The organism is Collinsella sp. TF06-26 (assembly GCF_002232035.1).
GTDB lineage: Bacteria > Actinomycetota > Coriobacteriia > Coriobacteriales > Coriobacteriaceae > Collinsella.
The window spans coordinates 91,651-114,818 of the sequence record NZ_NKXR01000006.1; the positions used below are offsets into that span (position 1 = coordinate 91,651).

The following is a 23,168-nucleotide window of genomic DNA, read 5'->3' on the forward strand; positions in this document are numbered from 1 at the left end:
CGTCCGGAAATCCACGCTCGTGTGTCCGAAAATCCACGCTCGTGCGGCAGATTGGTCGAAGGCCCCATATGGGTATACTCTCGGGGATTCGACTCGATTCGCCCCCGCTGGGGCGTCAAAGGAGACTGCATATGCTCACCACCTCAACCGACCCGCGCGCCGCTGCCGCCGCACTGCTGGTGCCCGGCACCACCTGCCACGGCTTTGCCGTCGAGCGCTGCGAGACCGTGCCCGAGCTCGACTCGGACGCCTACGTGCTGCGCCACGCCGCATCGGGCGCGCGCCTGCTGTACCTGGCGTGCGACGACGAGAACAAGGCTTTTGCCATTGGCTTTAAGACGCCGCCGGCCGATTCCACCGGCGTGTTCCATATTCTTGAGCACTCGGTGTTGTGCGGATCGGCTAAGTTCCCCGTCAAGGAGCCATTTGTCGATCTGATCAAGAGCTCCATGCAGACGTTCCTCAACGCCATGACCTACCCCGACAAGACCATCTACCCCGTCGCCACCACCAACGAGCAGGATCTGTACAACCTGATGGACGTGTACCTGGACGCGGTGTTCAACCCGGCCATCTATACCAAGCCCACCATTTTTGAGCAGGAGGGCTGGCACTACGAGCTAGACCTGCCGGAGGACGTCGAAGGCGACGGCAGCCCCGCCAGCCTGCGCGAGGGCACGCTGCGCTATAACGGCGTGGTGTTCAACGAGATGAAGGGCGCGCTGTCCGATCCCATGAGCGTGCTGGACGACGCCGTCAACGCCGCGCTCTATCCTGACACCGCCTATGCGCACGAGAGCGGCGGCGACCCGCGCGCGATTCCCGCGCTCACCTACGAGCAGTTCCTGGACACACACGCGCGCCACTACAACCCCTCCAACTCCTACATCACGCTCTACGGCGACCTGGACGTGGACCGAGCGTTGGCCTTTTTGGACGAGCGCTATCTGTCGCAGCCGAGTGCCGCGAGCCGCCGCATGGACGCTGCCGTCGCCGCCAGCGAGGACCCGTCCGCGCTGGCGCCCAATCCGCTGGACGTGCAGGCGCCCGTGACCTGCGAGTACAAGCGCGTCAAGATGGCCACCACGCCCGAGAACGCCCTGGTGGGCCTGGGCCTGGTGCTGGGCAGCGCGCTCGATCGCAAGCGCACGATCGCGGCGGATATCCTGTTCGAGGCGCTGCTGGGCTCCAACGAAGCGCCGGTTAAGAAGGCCATTCTGGCCGCCGGCCTGGGCGGCAACGTGGTGAGCTACACCGCGGCCGAGTGCCTGCAGCCCTACGAGCTCATCATGCTGCAAAACGCGCAGCCCGGCGTGGCGCGCGAGCTGCGCCGCGTGTTCCAGGACGCCTGCCGCGACCTGTGCGAGCACGGCGTTCCGCGCGAGCGCCTGGAAGCCATCATCAGCAGCAACGAATACGATCTGCGCCAGCGCGACTACGGCATCGCCGACGGCGTGGCCATTGCGTGCGACGCGCTGAGCACGTGGCTCTACGATGACGACGCCGCGACGCTGGCGCTCAAGTACGGCCCGGTGTACGAGGAGCTGCGCAGCGAGCTGGACGGCAGCTATTTTGAGGACCTGCTGCGCGAGCTGGTGCTGGAAAACGACCACTTGGCACTGGTCGAGCTGGTGCCGGTGGACGCCGACGAGGGTTCGGAGGGTGCCGAGGCCGCCGAGCTCACCGCCAAGCGCGACGCCATGACCGATGCCGAGCTGGCAGACGTGGTCGAGCGCACGGCCGCGCTGCGTGCCGCCCAGGAGGCGGAAGACGCGCCCGAGGCCAAGGCCACGCTGCCGCGTCTGCGCGTGTCCGACATTGGCGAGGCGCGCCCCGAGCCGCCGCTGGTTGTGGACACGACTGCGCCCATTCCCTGCCTGCGCCACGGCATCCCCACCAACCGTCTGGCCTACGCCATGCAGTATTTCGACCTGAGCTGCGTCGCGTTTGAGGACCTGCCCTATGTGACGCTGCTCTGCCGCCTGCTTAAGCAGCTGCCCACGCGCGAGCACTCGGCCGAGGAACTCGACAACTTGCTCGCTGGCAAGCTGGGCTTTTTGAGCTTTACGACCGAAGTCATGACCCAGCCCGACGTGGACGGCGTGCGCCCCTACCTGCTGGTGAGCGCCGGCGCCCTGTCCGAGAAGATTGATGCACTGGCGAGTCTGCCGCGCGAGGTATGGTCGAGCACGCTTTTGGCAGATGCCGACGCCGACCGCGTGCGCGACGTGCTCACGCAGATTCGCATTGGGCTTGAGCAGGGCTTTATCAACAACGGTCACTCGGCGGCGCTCGGTCGCGCGATGAGCTACAGCTCGCCTTCGGCCGTGGTGCGCGAGCAGCTTTCGGGCGTGGACTTCTACCTGTTCCTGCGCGATCTGCTCGACCACTTTGACGAGCGCCTGGACGACCTGCGCGCCAAGCTTACCGAACTGGCAGGCCGCATCTTTGTGGCCGATGGCTGCATGGCGAGCTTTACCGGCAGCGATGAGGACTTTGACGCGTACTGGGATGCCGCGGGCAACCTAGGGCTTGGCGCGGGCGATGGTGCCGGCCGCGACGCGCTCGTGGTGCCGGCGCCGTGCGACCGCCACGAGGCTTTCGTGATCCCCAGCGACATCTGCTTTGCGGCAAGCGCGTGCGACCCGCGTCGCTTGGGGCTCGACGTGACAGGCACTTGGGCCGTGGCTGCCAACGCGCTCTCCTACGACTACCTGTGGAACGAGATCCGCGTGAAGGGCGGGGCGTACGGCTGCGGATTCCGCGCGGCAGGTGAGCGTCAGGCGGCGTTCTACACCTACCGCGACCCGGCGATCGATCCTTCGATTGAGCGCGTGGAGCGCGCGGGTGCATGGCTTGGCAGCTTTGAGCCCGACGAAGCCGCCTTTGAGGGCTTTATCGTGAGCTGCGTGAGCGGCATGGACGCGCCGGTGAAGCCGTACGCGCTCACCAAGCGCCGCAACACGACCTACCTGGCCGGGCTCGATCCGCATGCGCGCGAGGAGCGTCGCGCCCAGATGCTCGCCGCCACGCCCGGTGAGCTGCGCTCGCTCGGCACCGACGTGACGCGCATCGCAGCCGAGTCGCCCACCTGCGTCTTTGGCGGCCGCGACGTCATCGCCAAGAGCAACGCCAACTTCAACGTAGTCGACCTGCTGGGCTAGCCACAGCAAGCAAAACCACCACAAAGGGGACAGGCACCTTTGTGGTGGTTTCGACATTTGCCCAGATAAAACCTGCCAAAATAAACCTGTCCCTTTTTGGTAGGTTTGGGAGAGGGGGCTGGAATGGATAAGGCTGAGTTGCGGCGGGCGGTGATTGCTCGGCGCGATGCTCTTGATTTGGACTTGCGGGCAGCGAAGTCTGCTGATATCTGTGCACGGCTGGTTGAGCTGCTGGGCCGCTTGGATGCCGCGGCGCCGCGCACCGTTGCCGTCTATGCCGCGATGGGTTCCGAGGCAGACCCTGCCGCGTTTGCCGCTGCGGCCGCCGCGCGCGGCTGGCGCGCAGCCTATCCGTGCATGCTCTCGGCAGCCGAAGCCGCAGCTTGTGGCCAGCGTATGTGCATGCGGGCAGTTGCCGCCGACGATGCGTCCGCGGCTCCGTTTATCACTCATCCCACGCGAGCCTTCGCTGCCGCGGACATCGGCAGCAACCGCTTCCCTATCGTGCCTGCCGAAGCTCTCGACATGATCGTCGTGCCGCTCGTAGCCTTCGACCGCGCCGGCGCGCGCCTGGGCTACGGCGGCGGCTGCTATGACCGCTACCTGCCCATGCTCTCGCCCGCATGCCAAATCATCGGCATCGCCTTTGACGAGCAGCGTGTCGACCACGTTCCCACCGACGCCCACGACCTGCCGCTGCCCAACATCGTCAGCGCCTAAATGTCGTTGTATCGCACCCGCAAGATAAGCGTGGAAAATCTCCCACTTTGGGACTGTTCGGGGGCAAAAAACGGGAGATTATCCACGCTCATTATTCAAACGTCCGATAATCCACGCTCGTATGTCTGAAAATCCACGCTCAATCAACGCGCGTCCAGATTTCCGCGCTCGTGTGTCCGATTATCCGCGCTCGTGCAGCTTAACGCCCCGCAACCGCCTCAACATGCACGCGGCACGCCGGCAACTTTGAGCTTGCGATCGAGCTTTGCCGGATCCCTCAGATCATCCCAGCACAAGCGCACGATCCTGCAGTTATCAAGCAGCGAAAGCCTCGACTCGCGCTGGCGCTCATCAAACTGCGCCTTTGCGAGCTTGCCCTCCTCCGCTGCCTTCTCGCTTTTAACGAATCCGTCAAATTCCCCGATGATCAGCCGATCTTCCACGCGCCACAAGTAGTCGACGCGATACGGCCGTCCCGGCTCAACCGGGTCGAACAGCTCAATTTGCAGCTCCGGCGTCTGCCAGCCGCGCTCGATCATCAGGGCGCGCGCCTTGGACTCGCCACCGCTTTCCGACAGGCCATCGGCATACCGTGCAACCCTGCGCGCCGTCACAACACCGCGACGATTTAAGCCAAGCTTGTTGACTGCCTCAACGAGATGCTCCTTCGACAACAGCTGCTCATGAAGCGCCGAGTCCGCAATGATCAGTCCCTCGACAAACGATGCATCGACCAGGCAATCCGTAATCGTTTGATCGATATCGGTCACGGCAATGTCCATCTGGGTGGCCCGTGTTTGACGAACATAACGATGGCGAACGACCTGAGAGTCCGGCGTCGTTGATTGTGCCGGTGCCACGGCGATATGGATGTGCGTCAAATTGGCATGCGAAACCGAAAGGCCATAGATAACAGCCGCCGTATAGGAGCAAAACGTCCAGTCGGGATGCTTTTGCGCATGGGCCCGCACCCGATGCAGATAACGCTGTCGAAACTTGAGTTCGGACCAATATTCCGGACGCGCATACAGCCCTGGCATGACCGCCTCGAGACTTCCCGCCGCCACCCGTCGCTCAATCTGCTTTGCCTCCGCCGCAGTTCGCGCGTACACGCAGCTCATCTGCTGTTCGCATGCCTTAATGTGACCTGCAAGTCTTTGATTCGCCGTCATGTTTGCCATGTCGCCTCCAAACTCTTGGAACGGCGCCAACGTACCAGACGGTTTCATGCGAAGTCTGACCAAATGCTGTCCAGCAGCTGACCAAATGCTTGACGGTTTTGGACGTTTTAGGCCAATGCTCTATATCTGCAGGTAGAGCGGTTGTCCAGAGGTCCCTGTCTCCACATCTTTATGCCTCAAAAGCCGTCGATTTCCTTAAAAGAAAATATGCTGTGGCTCGAAACTACCTAGTTTGCGATGCTGTCCGTAAACACTCGACGCGTGGTGCTGCCGCCTACGACAGCCGCAGAAAAATCGAGCGTGGAAAATCTCCCACTTTGGGCCTGTTCCTCGACCAAAAGTGGGAGATTATCCACGCTCATTCAACATGCGTCCGATTATCCACGCTCGTCGCGTAGCGGCCACGGTAACCGCCGCAGCCACAGCCACGACAGCGGCCTAGTGCTCTTCGCCGGCGCGGGCCAGGTCGTAGGGCGTGGTTTGGTAGACGTAGTAGTTGAGCCAGTTGGTGTAGAGCAGCTGAGCCTGGCTGCGCCAGACGTTGCGCGGCTCGGCGGTGGGGTCGTCGTTCGGGAAGTAATGCGCCGGCACCTGAGGGTTGAGGCCGCGCTTCACGTCGCGCTCGTACTCCAGACGCAGCGTGTCGGTATCGTACTCGGGATGGCCAAAGACAAAGAAGCGACGGCTGTCGGTCGACTTGACGATGTACAGGCCCACCTCGTCGGACACGGCCACGACCTCAAGCTGCGGCTCGGCCTCCACGTCCTCGCGGCGCACATCGGTGTTGCGCGAATGCACGGCATAGAAACGGTCGTCAAAGCCGCGGACCAGCGGGCTTTGCGGCTTCACCAGATAATGCTCGAACACGCCGCTCGCCTTTGCCGGCAGATCGTACTTCTGGATACCGTAATGATGGTACAGACCGGCCTGCGCGCCCCAACAAATGTGCAGCGTAGAGTGCACGTGCGTGGTGGACCAATCCATGATCTGGCAGAGCTCGGGCCAGTAGTCGACCTCCTCGAACGGCATCTGCTCCACCGGCGCGCCCGTGATAATCAGGCCGTCGTAGTGGATGTCGCGGATGTCGTCGAACGTGCGGTAGAACGTCTCCAGGTGGCCGGCACTCACGTGCGTGGCCTCGTGCGTTTTGGTGCGCAGCAGGTCCACCTCCACCTGCAGCGGCGTGTTGGAGAGCTTGCGCATGATCTGCGTCTCGGTGGCGATTTTGGTGGGCATGAGGTTGAGGATGAGCACGCGCAGCGGACGGATGTCCTGGTGCAGCGCGCGGTACTCGGTCATGACAAAGATGTTCTCGCTCTCGAGCTGCGCGGCGGCAGGGAGGGCGTCGGGGATGCGAATGGGCATGGATGCTCCTTACGAGTCAGTTGCAGCTATGGTACAACGAGCGGCCCCATCCGCGCGAGCACATCGCCCAGTGATGCCGCCAGCGGCCCAAATCACTCCAAAAGTAGAGATTAAGGCATGTCCCAAAAATCTACGGCGCTTTAGCCTAGCAAAGTGGCGGCAGGACGCTACAATGGTTCGACGCGAAAAACTCGGCCGAAAGGATACATATATGTACCAGACGCGTAAGATCGGTGTGGTCGGCCAGGGCCACGTAGGAGCACATGTCGCCAACAGCCTGCTCATGCAGGGCATTGCCGATGAGCTGTACCTGTGCGATATCAACGATGCCAAGGTGACGTCCGAGGTCCAGGACCTGCGCGACTCCCTTTCGTTTGTCCCGTACAACACCAAGATCGTCAACTGCTACGACCACTACGAGGAGCTGGCCTGCTGCGACGTCATCGTCAACGCCGCCGGCAAAGTCGCGCTGGCCGCCGGTAACCGCGACGGCGAGCTGTTCTTTACCACCGACGCCGCGCGCACCTTTGCCAAGCGCATTGTCGACGCCGGCTTCGACGGCATCTTCGTGAGCATCTCCAACCCCTGCGACGTCGTGTGCACCGAGCTGTGGCACCTGACCGGCTACGATCCCAAGAAGATCATCGGCTCGGGCTGCGGCCTAGATTCGGCCCGCCTGCGCACCGAGATCTCCAAGAAGGTCGGCGTGAGCCCCAAGTCCATCGACGCCTACATGATCGGCGAGCACGGCTTTAGCCAGCTTGCCGCCTTTAAGGCCGCGACCATCGCCGGCAAGAGCCTTAACGAGCTTCAGGCCGAGAATCCCGACAAGTACGCCTTCGACCACATGGAGGTCGAGGAGCTCGCACGCAAGGGCGGCTACGTAACCTACCAGGGCAAGCAGTGCACCGAGTACGCCGTCGCCAACTCCGCCGCGCGCGTCTGTGCCGCCGTGCTGCACAACGAGCACGCCGTGCTTTCGGCCTCTACGCTTATGACCGGCCAGTATGGCGAGGAGGGCATCTTCACCTCCCTGCCGTGCGTGATCGGCGCCGAGGGCGTCAAGGAGGTCTACACGCTCGACCTTTCCGAGCACGAGCTCGAGGGCTTCCACAAGAGCTGCCAGCACATCCGCGACAACATCGCCCAGCTCGACTGGTGGGATGCCGAGGCCTACGACGCCAAGTAAGCGTCGGTTGCCGCGACACCTCGCGAATCTAAGCGCGATACCAAGCGGGCCGCGCCGGAAATCCCCGGCGCGGCCCGCTTTTTTGACTCGCGCTGCGCCCTTGCGAATCGAAGGTGAATGGTTTTCCCGTTACTTAGTACTGCTCGATGCCCATGTAGCGACGAACCTCGGGGCTGTGGTCGAACACCTTGCCGCGGGCGGCGCGCAGCTCGCAGCTCATCGCGTAGAAGAAGATCGGCTCCAAGAACGAACGCACGCTGGCGGGCACGTCGCCCAGGCCGTACTCGAGCGCATCGAGTACCATGACCGTATCGGTGTGCGTGTTGAGGAACGCAAGTGCGCGCTCCTCCATGGGGCGGCACTCACCCGATCCGAGCTGCACAAAGTAGAACACGCCGGGCTCGGTGGCCTCGAAGGGACCGTGGAAGTACTCGCCGGAATGGATGTAGCAGCAGTGCTGCCACTGCATCTCCATGAGCGAACAGATGGCCATAGCGTAGGTCTGGCTAAAGTTGGGGCCGGATCCCAGGATATAGAAGAACTTGTGCTGCTGGCAGAGCTCGGCAAAGTGATCGCCCAGCTCGGCGTTGAGCTTCTCGCGGGCGGCAGGCAGCAGCGCGTCCATCTGCTTAAGGCCGGCGTAGATGTCGGCGAGCGCCTCGTAGCCCTCCTGCTGGTCGAGCAGCTCGGCAGCCATTAGCACGCCAATGCCCTGCGGGACCTCGGCCTGCGACTCGCCCTTGCCCCACGGATAGACCCAAGTGGTCCACTTGCCGTTGTCGATCTTGGAGCCCGCGTAGTCGGTCATAGTCACGACCTCGGCGCCGGCGGCGAGCGCCATCTCGCAGGCATCGACAACCTCCTGCGTATTGCCGCTGTGGCTGCAGGCGACGACGAGCGACTTCGGCCCCAGGCTCTTGGGCGCCATCAGGCAAAACTCGCGTGCCGTGTAGACCGTCGAGGCAAACGTGGTGGCCTCGCGCTTGAGCAGCTCGTTAGCCGGCATCAGGTCGATCATCGAACCGCCGCAGGCGATCCAAAAGACGTTCTCGATCTTACACTTGCGCTCGATAATTTCCTGAATCAGATCGTGTGCGTTCATGGTGATGCCCCTCCTTTTGTGGCGGTTTTGAACGACGATGGCTCGTACCTGCGGTCGTTCTATATTGTTCTATTTATAGCACGCACAACGACGCTCGTGAAGCCATTTCGCCAAACTTGTTCTATGTTGTTCTATCTGTGGACGTTAGATGTCGAAGACGTAGCGCGAGCCCACGATCTTTTGGCGTCCGAGCAGCAAGGGCCGCTCGTCCGCATCGGTAAAGTACGCCTCCATATAGAAGAGCGGCTCACCAACCGGTACCTCCAGCAGCGGGGCTGCCTGGGCATCGGCAAGCGCAATCTCCACGGTGCAGGGATCGGACTTGAGCGGCGCGCGGCCCGAATGCTCTGCAACGAGCGCAAAGATGGAATTGTCCGTGAGGTCCTCGTCGCGCATCGTTTGCAGATACGGGTGGTCGGCCAGCACAAAGGCGTTGTTCTCGAGCATGACGGGCACGCCATCTGCCGTGCGCACGCGCTCGACCACGATGAGCTCGCAGCCGGGTTCCACCCCAAAAAACGCCGCATCCTCGCGCGTCGCCGCGACCACCGTACGCGACACCAGACGCGCTCCGGCCACCATGTCGTTGGCGGCACAACCCTCAGTAAAGCTCTGGACGTCGCCTTTCTGGACAATCTTGCGCTTGAGCTTGGGAGCGCACACAAAGGTGCCCCTCCCCTGCTGTCGGTTGAGATATCCCGCGCGCGACAGCTCCTCGATGGCGCGGCGCACGGTGATGCGTCCCACGCCGTAAGACTTCGCGAGCTCCATCTCGGAAGGGATGCGCGAGCCGGCCGCATACACGCCGCGCGCGATCTCGCCCTTCAGGTCGTCCATGACCTGCTGGTACAGCGGTACGGCGGATACGCCAGCGCGGTCGGTTTTATCGTCGGTTGCCATCGTTACGCTCCATCCCGCGCATGCTCGGATTCAAACTCTTCAATCGCCGCCATAAACTGCTCGCCAAAGGCATCGGCCTTTTTCTCGCCAATGCCGTTGACCTGAATCAGCTCGTCGCGCGTCTGCGGGCGCAGGCGGCACAGGCCGCGCAGGGCCTTGTCGGAAAAGACCATGTACGGCGCCATCTCGAGCTCGGTCGAGATCTCCTTGCGCAGGGTACGCAGGCGCTCGAACAGCTCGGCATCGTCGCCCACGCGCGGGCGCTGATCCAGCTCGGCCTCCTCGCGCAGCAGATCCACCGCACGGCGAGCACGGGCCGAGGCCTTGCGCTTGGATGCGCGACGCTTAACGGTAAAGGCAAACGCCTCGTCCTCGACCTCGCCGGCACGCGGACCCAGGCCCACGACCGGGTACTGCCCCTGCGAGGTGGCCAAATAACCGCGGCCGCACAGCTGGCCAATGATATCCTTGATGCGCCCGACCGATTCGCTCGACAGCTCACCGTAGCCGCGGTCCTCGTCCAGATGCATCTGGCGAATGCGCTCGGTGTTGCCGCCGTGAAGCACGTCGGCGATGAGCGACTTGCCAAAGCGCATGGGACGCGTGGCCACATAGCGCACGGCGGCGCGGGCCATATCGGTGACGTCCTCGGCCTCGAACTGCGTGAGGCAGTTGCTGCAGTTACCGCAGCCCTCGGCCTCGTCCGGGGCGGTGCCGCCCGTACCGGCCGCGGCATGCTCGGTCGCGGCCTCGTCGCCAAAGTAGCGCAGCATGTATTCGCGCAGGCAGCCGGTAGTATTGCAGTAGCCCTCCATCTGGTTGAGCAGACGATATCGATTCTGAAGCGCCCACGCGCGTTGCTCGTCGTCGAGCGCCTCGTCGGCAGCATCGCCGCGGTCGATCAGAAAGCGACGCATGCGAAAATCGTTGCCGTTCCACAGCAAGTGGCAGCTGGCCGGGTCGCCGTCGCGGCCGGCGCGGCCCGCCTCCTGGTAGTAGGCCTCGATGCTCTCGGGCACGTTGTTGTGGATTACGTAGCGCACGTTGGGCTTGTCGATGCCCATGCCAAAGGCGTTGGTGGCAACCATCACCTGGATGTCATCGTCGATAAAGGCACGCTGGCTTTGACGGCGGGCGTCGTTGCCCATGCCGGCATGGTAGCGGCCAACGCGAATGCCGCTGGGGCCCAGCGCCTCGGCAAGCTCGCCTGCCAACGCATCGACCGTCTTGCGGGTCGAGCAATACACGATGCCGCTCTCGCCCGAATGCGCAATCACATAGTCGCGCACCCACGCTGCCTTGGCCTTGTCGCCCATCTCCTCGCAGCCAAAGTAGAGGTTCTTGCGATCGAAGCCCGTCACCACCGTCGCGGGATTTTGCAGGCCGAGCATCTGCTGAATGTCCGCGCGCACACGCTCAGTCGCCGTAGCGGTAAAGGCCGCCACGATGGGGCGCTGCGGCAGGGAATCGATGAACTCGCGAATCTGCAGGTAGGCGGGGCGGAAATCCTGGCCCCATTGGCTTACGCAGTGGGCCTCGTCAATGGCCACGAGCGGAACGCCAATGCCGGCGGAACCCGCGGCCTCCTGGGCAAAGGCTAAAAAGCGCGGCTCGAGCAGGCGCTCGGGCGCCACGTACATAAGCTGGTAGCGGCCCTCGCGCGCCCGTTTGAGCACGGTGTTTTGCTGGGCCGGAGTAAGACTGGAGTTGAGATAGCTGGGTCGCGCACCCGCCGCGAGCAACGCACGGGTCTGGTCCTCCATAAGCGACAGCAGCGGACTCACCACAAAGGTGATACCGGGCAGCATGAGCGCGGGCACCTGGTAGCAAATGGACTTGCCGGCGCCCGTGGGCATAACGCCCAGCGCGTCGCGACCGGCAAGGATCGCATCGACCATGCGGTCCTGCCCCGGGCGAAACGAGGTGTAGCCAAAATAGGCGCCGAGCGTGTCGAGCGCCATCTGCTGCATGCTTTCGGTCATGGTTTCCTAACGTCCAAGTCGTCTGCCGCCGATTATACGCCGCCACGCGGACCGGTGCCGCACGGCTGCCGGCCGCGGGCGATACAATCCGAAGGGAACGAGCGTGGATTTTTGGACACTTTCCGGATGAGCGTGGATAATCTCCCACTTTGAACCCGTCACCAAACCAAAAACGGGAGATTATCCACGCTCATTCTGCAGATTGCCGCTCTGGCGGGCTTGCAGCGTCGGCCCGTTACGCGGTTTGGTAAAACCGCGTAACTTACATCACCATGACGTAGCGGCTACCCACGTAGTACTGTTTGCCGAGCAAAACCGGCTCATCGTTGGGACCGGTAAAGCCGGCGCGCAGGCTGAGCAGCGGATCATGCGGGGCAATGCCCAGCTCGGCCGCCTGCTCGGCATTAGCTCGAACGGCCTCGACCGTACGGTAGCCAACCGAGACAATCGGCGTTCCGCCAACACGCTCGACCTCGGCAAAAATCGACTTGTCCTCAAGATCGGCCGTCAACAGCTCACGGTAGGCGTCAAACGGCACAAAGATGTTCTCCTCAAAGATGGGCTCGCCGTCGGCCGTACGCACGCGCTTGATATGCAGTAGCAGCGCATCCTTCTGCAGACCAAAGAACTCCATCTCGTTTTGGCGCGCCGGAACGATCTGGCGATCGACCACGTGCGCACCGGCCTTCATGCCGTTGCCGGCACACAGCGCGGTAAACGTCTGCAGCGTCGAAGCGTGGAACTGGCGGTTGATGTGCGGTGTGGAAACAAAGGTGCCACGGCCCTGCTGCTTAACCAGGTAGCCATCGGAGCACAGCTCCTCGACGGCTCGGCGCACCGTAATGCGGCTCACCTCGTACTGCTCGGCAAGCTCAAGCTCGGACGGGATACGCTCCTTGGGTGCATAAACACCTTTCTCGATCGCATCCTTGATTTCGTCGTAAATCTGCTGGTAAAGCGGTGCATTTTTGGGTGCGGGCATATCTGATCACTCTTATCAAAATAGCGAAATAACTAATACGTATATAACGTCTTTTTATATGTTACATCAGTTTGATAAAACGATACACCACATACAGCAAATCCTTACTTGCCGTCGTCCTGCTGCAGACTGTCCTGCTCGCTGAGGCGCGCCTGCCTGCTGGCCATGCGCGCGGGCTTGTCGGGATCGGGTACGGCCGTGGGCATGGGCTCGTCGACATGACCGCCCCACCAGCCGCCCACGAAGTTGAGCGTGTGGAACACATTGATCACGGCGCCGGGATCAATATCGCACACCAGCTTGATAATGTCCTGGCTCTCGTAGGTCGAGACAACGGCGTGCAGCAGATACATCTTTTCGCGGCTGTATCCGCCAATGATCTCGGCGCAGCTAATGCCATGCTGAAAATGGTCAACATAGGCTGTCATGACCTCATCTGCCTTGCGTGTCGTGATCTGCAGCGTCACACGGTCGTAGCGTCGGTAGAAACTGTCGATGGTCTTGGTCGAAATAAACTGGAACACGATGGAATACGCCGCATTGTCCCAGCCAAACATAAAGCCAAAGATCGCCAGGATAGCGCAGTTAAAGCCAAAGATGACGCCCCAGATGGTCTTGCCTGTATGGTTGGAAACCCACAGCGCGATAAAGTCGGTGCCGCCGGTGGATGCGCCGGACTTAAGCGCGATGGCGGCGCCCAGGCCCGAGACCACGCCGCCAAAGATGATGAGCATGATCTTGTCGCCCAAAAACGGGGCGAAGTGAAAGATGTTGAGGAACAGCGACGAGAGCATGACCTGCATCATCGAGAAGATGACGAAGCGCTTGCTGATGCCGCTCCAGCAAAGGAGCGCCACGGGGATGTTGAGCGCGAGCATGCCGAGCGAGATGTCGATATGAACGCCGCCGAGCGAGGTGACGCGATCGAGCAGGACCGCGACGCCGGTGAGGCCGCTCGGAAGCAGGTCGGCGGGGCGAATGAACGCCTGAATCAGAAATGTCTGGAGAACGGCGGAGATGGTGACCGCCACGGCAGTAATGGCGCGGCGGACGATGGTGAGACGGCCGAGCACGAGCACGCGGTCCGTGAGCTGATCGATGGCGTTCGCCACGTAGGCTCCTTTCGAAGGCAGATGTAATTGTGGGGCATGCCGGCGATTGTAGCATGGAGCGCGAGAGGGCGCTTCAATTCACCCTCTCTCGACAACCAAAACGAGCCAGCAGCCCCCCAACCAAAGAGCCAAATTCTAAGTGAGTAGGCTTTTCGCGACCTGCCGAGCACACCCAAAGCTGCCACTTCCGTGACCTGCGGTTTTACTAAGGCAGATACGCTTTGTGCTCGGCCTGCGCCAAAAAGTCTACTCACTTAGCCTGAGTCGAAGCCAAACGGATCAAATCGAAGCCAAAATGAGCCAATCCACCGCAAGAGACGTGTGAATCCGCACTTCTTGCGGCGAATTGACGCTACAAAGCGGTCAGAATGTCGGCGAGGTTGTCGATGACGGCGTCGGCTCCCGTTTGGTCCAGGTTAACGCCCTCGTGCGGACGCAGTGCCAGGACGCGCGCGCCGGAGCGCTTGCCGGCCTCGATGCCCAAAGGCGAGTCCTCGATAACCAGGCACTCGGTAGGCTCCACACCCAGCGCCTCCATGGCACGCAGGTAGATCTCGGGGTCGGGCTTAAATGCACTGCACTCGTGACCGCTGATGGTGTAGTCCAGCACGTCGGTGATACCGGCGATATCCACCAGCTCGTCAATCAGCTCACGATAGGACGAGCTCGCGATGGCACACTTCGCGCCGCGCTTGTGCAGCTCACGCATCACCGGCTCCGTCTGCTCGTTGAGTAGCTCGGCATACGGAACGGGATGGTCCGGGCTGTAGACCTGCTTGTACTCCACGCGCAGGCGCTCGCGCAGCTCAACATCGTCGGGCACCAGCGCCTCCCAAATGGCGGGCTCGTTAGACCCCGAAAGATCGGGGATCTCGTCAAAGTGGAACCCCTTCTCTTCCATAAACGCCACGCGGCGACGGTTGTAGAACCACTCAGTATCGACCAGCACGCCGTCCATATCAAACAGCACCGCCTTGATCATACGCATCTCCTCCCACCTGCCAAAAAGGGACAGGTTTATTTTGGTAGGTTTTATCTGGTGTTTTGCGACGCGACAGACACGCCCCCAAAGCAAAAAGGGGACGGGGCGCAAACCCCATCCCCTCTCAATCAACCCGTAAGGTCTACTTACTTGTGATTAGTAGGAAAGCTTCCACATGTAGCGACGCATGGTCAGCGGGTGCTGACGGGCCTCGGCGATCTGGTTGCCGTACTCGCGCATAACGGCGAGGTGCAGCAGCGGGTTGAAGTAGGTGACGACGCTCGCGGGCACGGCGTCAGCCAGGCCGTAGTCCTTGGAGTCGATCAGAGCGACCTTGGCGCCCATGCGCTCAAGGAAGGTGAGGGCGCGAGCGTCCATCGGACGGGTAGCACCATCGGACATGAAGAAGACGTAGGGCTTACCCTCGGTGGAAACCTCGAACGGGCCGTGGAAGTACTCGCCGGTGTTGTAGGCGGCGGCGTCGATCCACTGCATCTCGGTGAACAGGAAGGCGGCGTGAGAATAAGCCATCTTCTCGGAGGCACCGGAGGCCATGAAGTAGATCATCTTGTCGTCCTTGAAGTCCTCGGCGAACTTCTTGGCGAGCTTCTTGCAGGACTGAGCGGCGTTCTCGCAGAGCTCGAAGACGTTGGTGAGGCCGGTGATCATGTCCTCGTAGTGGTCATAGCCCTCGGTCTGCTGAAGGATCTCGAGAGCAAGGGCGATGGCGTAGCCGGGCTTCTCGCACTTGGCAGCGTAGTTGGCATGGAAGCCGTGAACGATGACGTGGTCGGCGTCGACGGTCAGAGCGGAGCCGGCCTTGTTGGTGAGGGAGACGACCGGGCAGTTGTGCTTCTTGGCGGTCTTGTTGGCCTCGACGGTCTCGGGCGTGGAGCCACCGAGGGAGCAGGTGATCACGAAGGTGTGCTCGTTGACCCAGGAAGGCGTGTCGTAGTTGAACTCGTTAGCGGTGAAGATCTGAACGTTCAGCTTGTCCGTGTTGTTGGCCAGGAAGTACTTGGCAGGGTAAAGGTCGGACATGGAAGCACCGCAGCCGACGAAGGCGACGCTGTGGATCTCGTGGTTGGACAGGACGTCAGCGACGATCTGCTTAGGGAGGTTAAGGTCGATCTCGTACATCTGACACATTCCTTTCGATTTTTTGCGGCGCCACATTGCCGGGCGCTCGCAGGGTTACCGTGGTTTGGACCGAGTCGCCGGCCCGTTGAGGATGTGGCAAAGGAACTGTCCCTTTGTCACATTTAGGGATGGAAGCCTGCCTGGGGTATGGGATGCCAGGCAGGCCCCCGGGGGAAAGCGGTTAGGCGCTTGGTCGCGACTAGGCCAGGATGCCGGCCGCGGAGAGGGCGATGCCGCCCACAATGGCGATCACGAGAAGCCAACCGGTGTTGACGTTCTTCTTGATGAGCCAGTACATAAGGCCGGTGAGGCCGAGGGAGATCATCTGGGGCATCATGCCGTCCAGGATGTCCTGGATAACGACGGTACCCTCAGCGAACTGCAGCGGGGTGGTGGCGCCGATCAGTGTAGCGATCATGCCGCCCACGGACATAAGGCCCACGATGCCGCAGACATACATGAGCTTCTCCATGAGGTCGCCGCCCTGGAGCTTGCTCAGGTACTCGTGGCCACCCTGGTAGCCGATCTTGGCGGCAAACCACGTGATCAGCACGGAAGGCACGATGGAGATGAGCATGGCCAGGATCGGGCCCATGATGGAGCCCTGCTGAGCCAGCTGGACGCCCAGACCAAAGGCGATGACGCGGATGGTGCCCTGGAAGAAGGAGTCACCAATACCGGAAAGCGGACCCATGAGGGAGGTCTTGACCGCGTTGATCGAATCGGGATCGAAGTTCTCGGGATCCTTGGCGTACTCCTCCTCCATGGAGGCGGCGAGGCCTAGGACAAAAGCGCTCGTCTGCGGGGTGCAGTTGTAGAACGCCATGTGACGGTGGTAAGCCTCTTTCTTAGCAGCGAGCTGCTTGGGATCAGACTCATCCGGATAGAGGCGATCGAGCGTGGGAACCATGCCGTAGAGGAAGCCCATGTTCATCTGACGCTCGTAGTTCCAAGAGGCCTGGATGGCCCAGGAGCGCCAGAAGAACTGGCTGACCTTCTTGTTCAGGGACACGTCCTTGGTTGCGGTTGCCATAGTGTGTTCCTCCTTAGTCTTCGTCGTCTTCGAGCGGATCGTAGTCGGAATCGACACCGGCGGCTGCATGGGAACCGTTGAACTTGAAGCCCATGAAGACGACAGCCAGGCACACACCGATCAAAGCGACCGCGATGACGGACAGGTTGAGGTAAGCGGCGAGCAGGAAACCGATGAACAGGAACGGAGTCATACCCTTCTTGATCATCATGGTGAGCAGCAGGGCCAAGCCGTAGGCGGTCATGATCTTGGTCGAAACGTTAAGACCAGTGGACAGCCACTCGGGAACCATGTTGACGATGGCCTGAACCAGGTCGGTGCCAACAAAGACGGCCAGGAAGATCGGCAGGAAGTACATGACGGCGTACAGACCGGAGCCGGCGCAGATGTGCATGCGGTAGGCGGTCTTGAACTTTCCGTTATCGATCGCGCTATCTGCCACATGGGTGAGGGCGGCGATGATGGAACGGAACACGATGCCGAGGAGCTGGCCCAGGACGGCGACCGGGATGGCGATCGTCATGGCGGTCTCGGCGGAAGCATCGGTCAGGCACGCAAAGGCAGCGGCCACGATGCCGCCCAGGACCATATCGGGCGGAACGGCAGCGCCGACCTGCACCAGGCCCATGGACACGAGCTCGACGGCGGCACCGACGGCAAGGCCGGTGGGTACATCGCCCAGCAGCAGACCGACGAGCGTAGCGCCAACGAGGGGCTGCTCGAAGTTAAGACGACCGAGCAGGCGGGAGTCCCACATGCAGAACACGCCGACGAGGCCGACGAGCACCGCACTGATGAACGTATTCATACCCTTCTCCTTTCAGTCAGGCAAAAGCCTGGTTGATTACAGCTTGGCGTCGATGTCGACGCTCTGATACGTAGGGGTCTGCTGGACGTAGAGCTTGATGCCCATGTCGAGCAGCTGGTTGACGTCGGCCTTCTGGGTGGCGTCGAGGAAGACGGAGCTGTCCTTGCCGCCAATCTGATCGGCACCGTCGTGGTTGGCGGTGGCGCCCAGGTTGATGGCGTCGAGCTTGTAGCCCTGGCAGAACTGCAGCATCTCGGCCGTGTTGCCAAAGACGAACATGACGCGCTCGCCGAGGGTGTTGAGCTTGTCCATCTTGGCGAGGGCACGCTCGACGGTGAAGACGTTCAGGCGCACGCCCTGGGGCTTGGCCAGCTTAAGGGCGCCCTTCTTGATGTCATCGTTGGCGGCAGCGTTGTCGACGACGATGATGCGCTCGGCCTGGACCTTAGTGGTCCAGGTAAAGACGACCTGGCCGTGCAGCAGACGGTAGTCAAGACGCGCGAGGACGATCTTGGCGGGACCGGAGCTGTGACGGGACGCCTTAGCCTTCTTGGCGGGAGCCGCGGCCACCTCGACCGGTGCGTTGGGGTTGGTCAGACCGGTGCGGGCCTCGTTGATGAGGGCCGCGAGCTCGGTGCCCTTGACGGGGGCGGGGCTCATAGCAAGCGTGAGCGCCAGCGGGATGTTGAAACCGCTGACAACCGTGAACTTCGTGCCGTTCTTGGAAAGCTCGACCATGTTGTTGTTGACCGAGCTACCGAGCATATCGGTTAGCACATACACGGTGTCGTCCGCGTTGAACGTGGCGATCATGGCGTCCACCTTATTGGTGATGGGCTCCTTGTCGTCACGAGCAAGCGACACGACGTGGACGTTCGACACGTCGCCGAGAACCATCTCGAGCGTGTCTTTGGCGCCTGCGGCCAGGCCGCCATGAGATGCGAGAATGATCTGATTCATCTTGCCTCCTCCTTTTCGTTATGGTCATTATAACGTCTTATACGTTGCTTATATTGATAATTAGTATATAAACCGTTCGCGGGTGAAAAACGACCGTTGGCGGGTTTAACGCAATCGAAACGATGGTCTTGGGTAGGTCGGCGCTGGCTAGGCGCCGCCCGATCAAACGCCGGGCGCTACCTGCTCAAACACACCGCCAATCCCCTATCGCACGAAGTACCAGGGGCTTTCCTGCACGGTGGGCTCCAGCGCAATGCCCGTGCGCTCGCGGAAGAGATCCATGTCCTGCGATTTCTCCGTCCACCACGCGTTGGGCTTAAAGGTCATGCTCTCAACGACATGGCCGACAAACACACTGTTGCGCAGCTTGGAAAAGTCGGTGTTCATAATCACGATGGACGCGAGCACCAAAACGATGCCCAGAACTTTGATCGCGCCGGCGGGCTCGGCGTAGACACCAATGCCCAGCAGTACGGTGACGACTGTCTCGAATGACATTACGACGGGAACTTTCGACGTCTCGAGCCCCATGGACAGACCCTGCATATATAAGATGTAAGCCACGGCTGTGGGGATGAGTCCAAAGCCAAGGAACAACAGCAGCAGCTGTGGCGACATTGCCGCGGCGACATCCGGCCACGGAGCCGCGATAGCTGCCATAACCGCACCGCCAAAAACAAAGCCCCAAAACGTGACAGCCAGCGGGTGGACCGTCTTGGTTGCTATCCGGCTAAACACCGCGAGCGACGCACCACAAAGGCCTGCAATCACGCCCGACGTGACGCCCCAAACCGAAAAATGGAAACCGGAAAGGTCGCCATTAGTTACTGCAAGTACACAGCCCCCTATGTTAAAAGCGATGGCAACGAGCTTGTTGGGGGTCACGTCCTCGCGATAAAGTACGCGGCCGAGCGCGACGCCAAACACCGGCGACGTGTAGAGCAGCACCGATGCCGTGGACATGCCCACCTCGCGCATGCACTCGTAATAGCAGGTGTTGGCGGCAGCCAAACCGACGATACCGACAAGCGCGCAGGAAACAAGCTCTTTAGGGCTTGCCTTGAACAGGGTCAGCGGACCCTGAACCACGGTAGACTCCTCACCCGGATGGCAGCCCATAAACATCAGGACCGGCGCCAAGATAAGCGCTCCGACCAACAAGCGAAAGGCAGCCATGCTCTGGGACGAAACGCCCATGGCCGAGATGCCGTTTACAAAGATTCCGATGCTGCCCCACATAAGCGCGGCGATCAGCACCAGCACATAGCCCAGATCGCTTTTCTTCAACGCAGCCTCCTCGGTATTGTTTCCAATATGTTTCACACTACGTTATAGTCGTTATATACATTTTTCAAGGCACAAATCGGCAAACGGGAAATCTCTAGACAAAGGGAGTGTCCCGCCAGCCACGGTATCGTCGATGTTTTGGCGATGTCAGCGAAAACCCGCCAGAGCGAGCAAGGTGCCTTGAAGCGAAGCGGCATTGACCTTCTGGTCATGCCGCCGAAGCTGAAAGGCAGATTGCCGCTCTGGCGGGTTTGCAGCGTCGGCCGGTTACGGCGTTTGGCAAAACGCCGTAACTAATAATCAAGCTTCCACATGTAGCGGCGCGTCATGTAGTCCTTGTGGGTGACGGCAGAAAGCGCACGCATGTACACGTTGTTGAGGATCGGCGCAAAGATCAGGTGGTTGAAGTACTCGCTCACGCTGTCCTTGATGTCGTTGAGGCCGAGCTCCTTGGCGTCGAGCTGGTAGACGCGCTCGCCACCGTACTGGTTGACAAAGCGAATTCCGCGCTCGTCGTTGCAGCGGCTGCGGCCGACGCTGATGAGCTGGAACAGCGAGGTGCGCTTGTCCAGAATCTCGAAGGGGCCGTGGAAGAAGTCGCAGGTGTTGATGGTGCAGGAGTCGATCTGCAGCATCTCCTGCACGTTGCAGATGCTAAAGACGTAGGCGGCACCAAAGAGCGGGCCCTGGGCCATGACGTTGATGCAGGGCTTGTCGGCGTTCTGCTCGGCCCACTTAGCAGCGAGCGGACGGGTGTACTCGACGGCCTTGCGATAGATGGGGTCGACCAAGTCGAACGCGGCCATAGCGGTCTCGTACTCGGCATAGCCCTCGGTCTGCTGCGTGAGCTCCATGGCGATCATGGTCACGACGGCGGAGTTGGTGCGGCCCATGCAAGACTCGTCAACGGCCAAGCTGTCGTACTGGATCTTGTAGTCGCAGACCTCGGTGAGGCCGGACTCGTCAACATAGATGGCGATGGTGCTGGCGCCGTGGTCCTTGGCGACCTGGGCGGCGACGATGGTCTCCTTGGTGCCGCGCATGGACACGACGACGGCCAGGGCGTTCTCGTTAACGTAGGCAGGGGTTGCGTGCACGAACTCGTTGCTGGTGTAGCTGGAGCTCACGACCTGCGTGGCCTCGTGCTCCATAAAGTACTGAGCAGGATAGTTGCCGCCGTTGGATCCGCCGGCGCCAATCCACACGACGCGCTTGATGCCGCCCTTGTCTGCCTTGTCAGCCAAAACCTGGGAGACGACATCCTTAACCTGTTCCTGAGTAGTCATCGTGCATCAGCCTTTCTTCTCGTTTGATGCTCTTGATGGCATACAAGTTACATACATGTTTTGGTTATGTCGACTAGTTGTATGCTATATTTGTCTTAGATATTTTGCTGGTAAAGTTTTCGTCAATCCATTATCAGCGGTTTTGTTGTCATGTTGGATACATGCTTGGTTCAGTAAGCATACAGGTTAGATACAGGTTGTTCGCATGAGCACTTCGTCGAAAAAGAACTTGGCCCAATACGAGCGTCTGGCGGGTACGCTGCGTGACCGCATCGCCGCCGGCATCTACGCGTGCGGAGACAAGCTACCGTCCGAGATGGAGCTCATGGGCGAATCGGGCCTGTCGCGCAGCACTGTGCGTCACGCGCTTAAGGTGCTTGTTGACGAGGGCCTGGTTCGCACCGAGCGCGGACGCGGCGCCTTTGTGGCTGACACGCCGGCGCTCCACGAGAACAACCTGGTGTTTTCGAGCTATACCAAGCAGGTCGAAGGCCAGGGTATGAAGCCCACCACGCGCACGGTGGACTCGGGCTTTGCCAAAGCAATGGGCAGCGTGGCCAAGTTCTTTGACGCTAGCGTGGGCAGCAAGCTTGTCAAACTTGTCCGCCTGCGTTACCTGGACGATGCGCCACTGTGCCTGGAGACCACCTATTTGCCGCCAAGCTTTGGGTCGCTCATCGATCGCGATATCAACGGTTCGCTCTACGCCACGCTGCGCCAGGAGTTCCATCGTGCGCCGGCGCAGGGGCATAAGACCTTTGAGGTGTGCTATGCCTCGCAAAACGAGGCGTTTTTGCTCAACGTTGAGCGCGGGCAGGCGCTGATCCTGATCACCGACTACGTCTACGACACCGACGGTCGCCCGCTCCATGTCTCCAAGCGCATCCAACGTACCGACCGCGCCAAATACACCGAGCCCATCGGCTAGCGCACCAAACGAGGCAAAATGTACCTAATAAACGTTTTACCTGCGGTTTTTATTAAATCTCAAGCTGGCATGGCGCAAATGCCAACATCGCCTAGCAACACGCGCCGCCCAAGCTCAACTGTTCCTGCCCAGAATATCCAGCACCGTAAATCTAAGTGAGTAGACTTTTCGCGACCTGCCGAGCACATCCAAAACAGCCACCCCTGTAACCTGCGGTTTTACTAAAGCGAATGAGCTTTGTGCTTGCCCTGCGCCAAAAAGTCTACTCACTTAGCTCGCAATGCGTCCCGAGGGGACGATTCAGGTCAAAATAGCGTACGAACGCCGCGCCTCTTGCGGCGATTTGATACCACAGGACAGCCAAAAACCTGTCCCTAAATGGTAGGTTTGAAACCTTGGGTGACAAGTGTGGGGAACCAGGTTGGTTTGGGCTGGTTGGGAATGCGCTCGGCTAGGACCAGCTCCATCCAACACATGTCGTACCAGCGGCCGAACTTTTGCGCGCAGCGGTCGAAGGCGCCCACCAGGCGGTATCCCATGTGGGCATGGAAATCCTGGCTGTTGTGCGTCAGATACTCGTCGTCCTTATCGTGCGGCACGGCGATGAGCGCGCACATGCTGGTGATGCCCATCGCGACCAAGCATTGCTTGAGCGCGTCGTGCAGCCTGCGGCCCAGCCCGCCGTGGCGCACGTCGCGCGCCAGATAGATCGACGTCTCGACCGACCAGTCATAGGCCTCGCGGCTGTTAAGCGCGCTCACATAGGCATAGCCCACTGGGTGCCCGTCCAGCTCCATAACCAAATACGGGTAGCGCTTGAGCGTAAGCTCGATGCGCCCGGCGAACTCCTCAACGCTCGGCACCTCATATTCGCAGGTTATCGCCGTCTCGCGTACATACGGCTCATAGATGGCAAGCAACGCCGCCGCATCATCGGGCGTCGCCAGGCGAATCGTCGGCTCGGACATCTCGGCCATACAACCCTTCCCTCTCAAAATCAGAACCACCCTTAAAAAGGGTGGTTTGCTCTTAGGGTATAACCCACGG

Annotated in this window: 19 protein-coding genes; 4 read left to right on the forward strand and 15 right to left on the reverse strand. The window is 60.9% G+C overall.

What is annotated here, in order from left to right:
• The first annotated feature begins 131 nt into the window (after nucleotides 1–131).
• Both CHY22_RS05100 and CHY22_RS05105 read left to right on the forward strand, forming a co-directional pair.
• On the forward strand, nucleotides 132–3,164 hold the full coding sequence (locus CHY22_RS05100) for an insulinase family protein (RefSeq protein WP_089572736.1): 3,033 nt from the start codon (nucleotides 132–134) through the stop codon (nucleotides 3,162–3,164).
• 123 nt (nucleotides 3,165–3,287) lie between these two features.
• Complete coding sequence (locus CHY22_RS05105; protein WP_089572738.1) at nucleotides 3,288–3,884, forward strand: 5-formyltetrahydrofolate cyclo-ligase; 597 nt, start codon at nucleotides 3,288–3,290, stop codon at nucleotides 3,882–3,884.
• 218 nt (nucleotides 3,885–4,102) lie between these two features.
• On the opposite strand, the gene CHY22_RS09960 is transcribed toward CHY22_RS05105, so the two are convergent.
• Together CHY22_RS09960 and metA are read right to left on the reverse strand one after the other, a co-directional pair.
• The gene (locus CHY22_RS09960) at nucleotides 4,103–5,065 is read right to left on the reverse strand and encodes a hypothetical protein (RefSeq protein ID WP_143759213.1); all 963 of its coding nucleotides are present in this window, start codon (nucleotides 5,063–5,065) and stop codon (nucleotides 4,103–4,105) included.
• 438 nt (nucleotides 5,066–5,503) lie between these two features.
• Entirely contained in the window at nucleotides 5,504–6,430 is a 927-nt protein-coding gene (gene metA / locus CHY22_RS05115; RefSeq protein ID WP_055250586.1) for a homoserine O-succinyltransferase, read from the reverse strand.
• A gap of 211 nt (nucleotides 6,431–6,641) precedes the next feature.
• Between metA and CHY22_RS05120 the strand changes: the two genes are divergently transcribed.
• Nucleotides 6,642–7,619 (forward strand): L-lactate dehydrogenase, encoded by a 978-nt coding sequence (locus CHY22_RS05120; RefSeq protein WP_089572739.1) that lies wholly within the window; start codon nucleotides 6,642–6,644, stop codon nucleotides 7,617–7,619.
• 133 nt (nucleotides 7,620–7,752) lie between these two features.
• Here the strand turns inward: CHY22_RS05120 and CHY22_RS05125 are convergent, their stop codons facing one another.
• The 12 genes from CHY22_RS05125 to CHY22_RS05180 all read right to left on the reverse strand — a co-directional run bounded on the left by CHY22_RS05125 (nucleotide 7,753) and on the right by CHY22_RS05180 (nucleotide 21,193).
• A complete protein-coding gene (locus CHY22_RS05125) occupies nucleotides 7,753–8,721 on the reverse strand; it encodes an SIS domain-containing protein (RefSeq protein ID WP_089572742.1) in 969 nt (322 codons plus the stop codon).
• 144 nt (nucleotides 8,722–8,865) lie between these two features.
• The gene (locus CHY22_RS05130) at nucleotides 8,866–9,621 is read right to left on the reverse strand and encodes a GntR family transcriptional regulator (protein WP_089572744.1); all 756 of its coding nucleotides are present in this window, start codon (nucleotides 9,619–9,621) and stop codon (nucleotides 8,866–8,868) included.
• A 2-nt stretch (nucleotides 9,622–9,623) separates the two neighbouring features.
• A complete protein-coding gene (locus tag CHY22_RS05135; RefSeq protein ID WP_089572746.1) occupies nucleotides 9,624–11,603 on the reverse strand; it encodes an ATP-dependent DNA helicase RecQ in 1,980 nt (659 codons plus the stop codon).
• A gap of 262 nt (nucleotides 11,604–11,865) precedes the next feature.
• Nucleotides 11,866–12,585: a GntR family transcriptional regulator gene (locus CHY22_RS05140; protein WP_089572748.1), complete on the reverse strand. Its 720-nt coding sequence runs from the start codon at nucleotides 12,583–12,585 to the stop codon at nucleotides 11,866–11,868.
• Nucleotides 12,586–12,689: 104 nt separating this feature from the next.
• Nucleotides 12,690–13,697, reverse strand: coding sequence for a YitT family protein (locus CHY22_RS05145; protein WP_089572749.1), 1,008 nt, complete (start codon nucleotides 13,695–13,697; stop codon nucleotides 12,690–12,692).
• A gap of 352 nt (nucleotides 13,698–14,049) precedes the next feature.
• The gene (locus CHY22_RS05150; RefSeq protein WP_158551166.1) at nucleotides 14,050–14,679 is read right to left on the reverse strand and encodes an HAD family phosphatase; all 630 of its coding nucleotides are present in this window, start codon (nucleotides 14,677–14,679) and stop codon (nucleotides 14,050–14,052) included.
• A 156-nt stretch (nucleotides 14,680–14,835) separates the two neighbouring features.
• Nucleotides 14,836–15,819, reverse strand: a complete 984-nt coding sequence (locus tag CHY22_RS05155) for an SIS domain-containing protein (RefSeq protein ID WP_233502822.1) — start codon at nucleotides 15,817–15,819, stop codon at nucleotides 14,836–14,838.
• A gap of 199 nt (nucleotides 15,820–16,018) precedes the next feature.
• Nucleotides 16,019–16,852, reverse strand: coding sequence for a PTS system mannose/fructose/sorbose family transporter subunit IID (locus CHY22_RS05160; protein WP_055252122.1), 834 nt, complete (start codon nucleotides 16,850–16,852; stop codon nucleotides 16,019–16,021).
• A 13-nt stretch (nucleotides 16,853–16,865) separates the two neighbouring features.
• Complete coding sequence (locus CHY22_RS05165) at nucleotides 16,866–17,660, reverse strand: PTS sugar transporter subunit IIC (protein ID WP_006235136.1); 795 nt, start codon at nucleotides 17,658–17,660, stop codon at nucleotides 16,866–16,868.
• A gap of 36 nt (nucleotides 17,661–17,696) precedes the next feature.
• Complete coding sequence (locus CHY22_RS05170) at nucleotides 17,697–18,620, reverse strand: PTS mannose/fructose/sorbose transporter subunit IIAB (protein WP_089572756.1); 924 nt, start codon at nucleotides 18,618–18,620, stop codon at nucleotides 17,697–17,699.
• Between the two features lie 204 nt (nucleotides 18,621–18,824).
• A complete protein-coding gene (locus tag CHY22_RS05175; RefSeq protein ID WP_089572758.1) occupies nucleotides 18,825–19,907 on the reverse strand; it encodes a DMT family transporter in 1,083 nt (360 codons plus the stop codon).
• A gap of 293 nt (nucleotides 19,908–20,200) precedes the next feature.
• Complete coding sequence (locus tag CHY22_RS05180) at nucleotides 20,201–21,193, reverse strand: SIS domain-containing protein (RefSeq protein WP_089572760.1); 993 nt, start codon at nucleotides 21,191–21,193, stop codon at nucleotides 20,201–20,203.
• 205 nt (nucleotides 21,194–21,398) lie between these two features.
• Between CHY22_RS05180 and CHY22_RS05185 the strand changes: the two genes are divergently transcribed.
• Entirely contained in the window at nucleotides 21,399–22,121 is a 723-nt protein-coding gene (locus CHY22_RS05185) for a GntR family transcriptional regulator (protein WP_089572762.1), read from the forward strand.
• Between the two features lie 374 nt (nucleotides 22,122–22,495).
• Here the strand turns inward: CHY22_RS05185 and CHY22_RS05190 are convergent, their stop codons facing one another.
• Nucleotides 22,496–23,098: a GNAT family N-acetyltransferase gene (locus CHY22_RS05190; protein WP_089572764.1), complete on the reverse strand. Its 603-nt coding sequence runs from the start codon at nucleotides 23,096–23,098 to the stop codon at nucleotides 22,496–22,498.
• Nucleotides 23,099–23,168: the final 70 nt, after the last annotated feature.

What these genes read in the sequence shown, in the direction of transcription:
- CHY22_RS05100 (WP_089572736.1), top strand. Translation starts at nt 132, where the DNA reads ATGCTCACCACCTCAACCGACCCGCGCGCCGCTGCCGCCGCACTGCTG.
- CHY22_RS05105 (WP_089572738.1), top strand. Translation starts at nt 3,288, where the DNA reads ATGGATAAGGCTGAGTTGCGGCGGGCGGTGATTGCTCGGCGCGATGCT.
- CHY22_RS09960 (WP_143759213.1), bottom strand. Translation starts at nt 5,065, where the DNA reads ATGGCAAACATGACGGCGAATCAAAGACTTGCAGGTCACATTAAGGCA.
- metA (WP_055250586.1), bottom strand. Translation starts at nt 6,430, where the DNA reads ATGCCCATTCGCATCCCCGACGCCCTCCCTGCCGCCGCGCAGCTCGAG.
- CHY22_RS05120 (WP_089572739.1), top strand. Translation starts at nt 6,642, where the DNA reads ATGTACCAGACGCGTAAGATCGGTGTGGTCGGCCAGGGCCACGTAGGA.
- CHY22_RS05125 (WP_089572742.1), bottom strand. Translation starts at nt 8,721, where the DNA reads ATGAACGCACACGATCTGATTCAGGAAATTATCGAGCGCAAGTGTAAG.
- CHY22_RS05130 (WP_089572744.1), bottom strand. Translation starts at nt 9,621, where the DNA reads ATGGCAACCGACGATAAAACCGACCGCGCTGGCGTATCCGCCGTACCG.
- CHY22_RS05135 (WP_089572746.1), bottom strand. Translation starts at nt 11,603, where the DNA reads ATGACCGAAAGCATGCAGCAGATGGCGCTCGACACGCTCGGCGCCTAT.
- CHY22_RS05140 (WP_089572748.1), bottom strand. Translation starts at nt 12,585, where the DNA reads ATGCCCGCACCCAAAAATGCACCGCTTTACCAGCAGATTTACGACGAA.
- CHY22_RS05150 (WP_158551166.1), bottom strand. Translation starts at nt 14,679, where the DNA reads ATGATCAAGGCGGTGCTGTTTGATATGGACGGCGTGCTGGTCGATACT.
- CHY22_RS05155 (WP_233502822.1), bottom strand. Translation starts at nt 15,819, where the DNA reads ATGTACGAGATCGACCTTAACCTCCCTAAGCAGATCGTCGCTGACGTC.
- CHY22_RS05160 (WP_055252122.1), bottom strand. Translation starts at nt 16,852, where the DNA reads ATGGCAACCGCAACCAAGGACGTGTCCCTGAACAAGAAGGTCAGCCAG.
- CHY22_RS05165 (WP_006235136.1), bottom strand. Translation starts at nt 17,660, where the DNA reads ATGAATACGTTCATCAGTGCGGTGCTCGTCGGCCTCGTCGGCGTGTTC.
- CHY22_RS05170 (WP_089572756.1), bottom strand. Translation starts at nt 18,620, where the DNA reads ATGAATCAGATCATTCTCGCATCTCATGGCGGCCTGGCCGCAGGCGCC.
- CHY22_RS05180 (WP_089572760.1), bottom strand. Translation starts at nt 21,193, where the DNA reads ATGACTACTCAGGAACAGGTTAAGGATGTCGTCTCCCAGGTTTTGGCT.
- CHY22_RS05185 (WP_089572762.1), top strand. Translation starts at nt 21,399, where the DNA reads ATGAGCACTTCGTCGAAAAAGAACTTGGCCCAATACGAGCGTCTGGCG.
- CHY22_RS05190 (WP_089572764.1), bottom strand. Translation starts at nt 23,098, where the DNA reads ATGGCCGAGATGTCCGAGCCGACGATTCGCCTGGCGACGCCCGATGAT.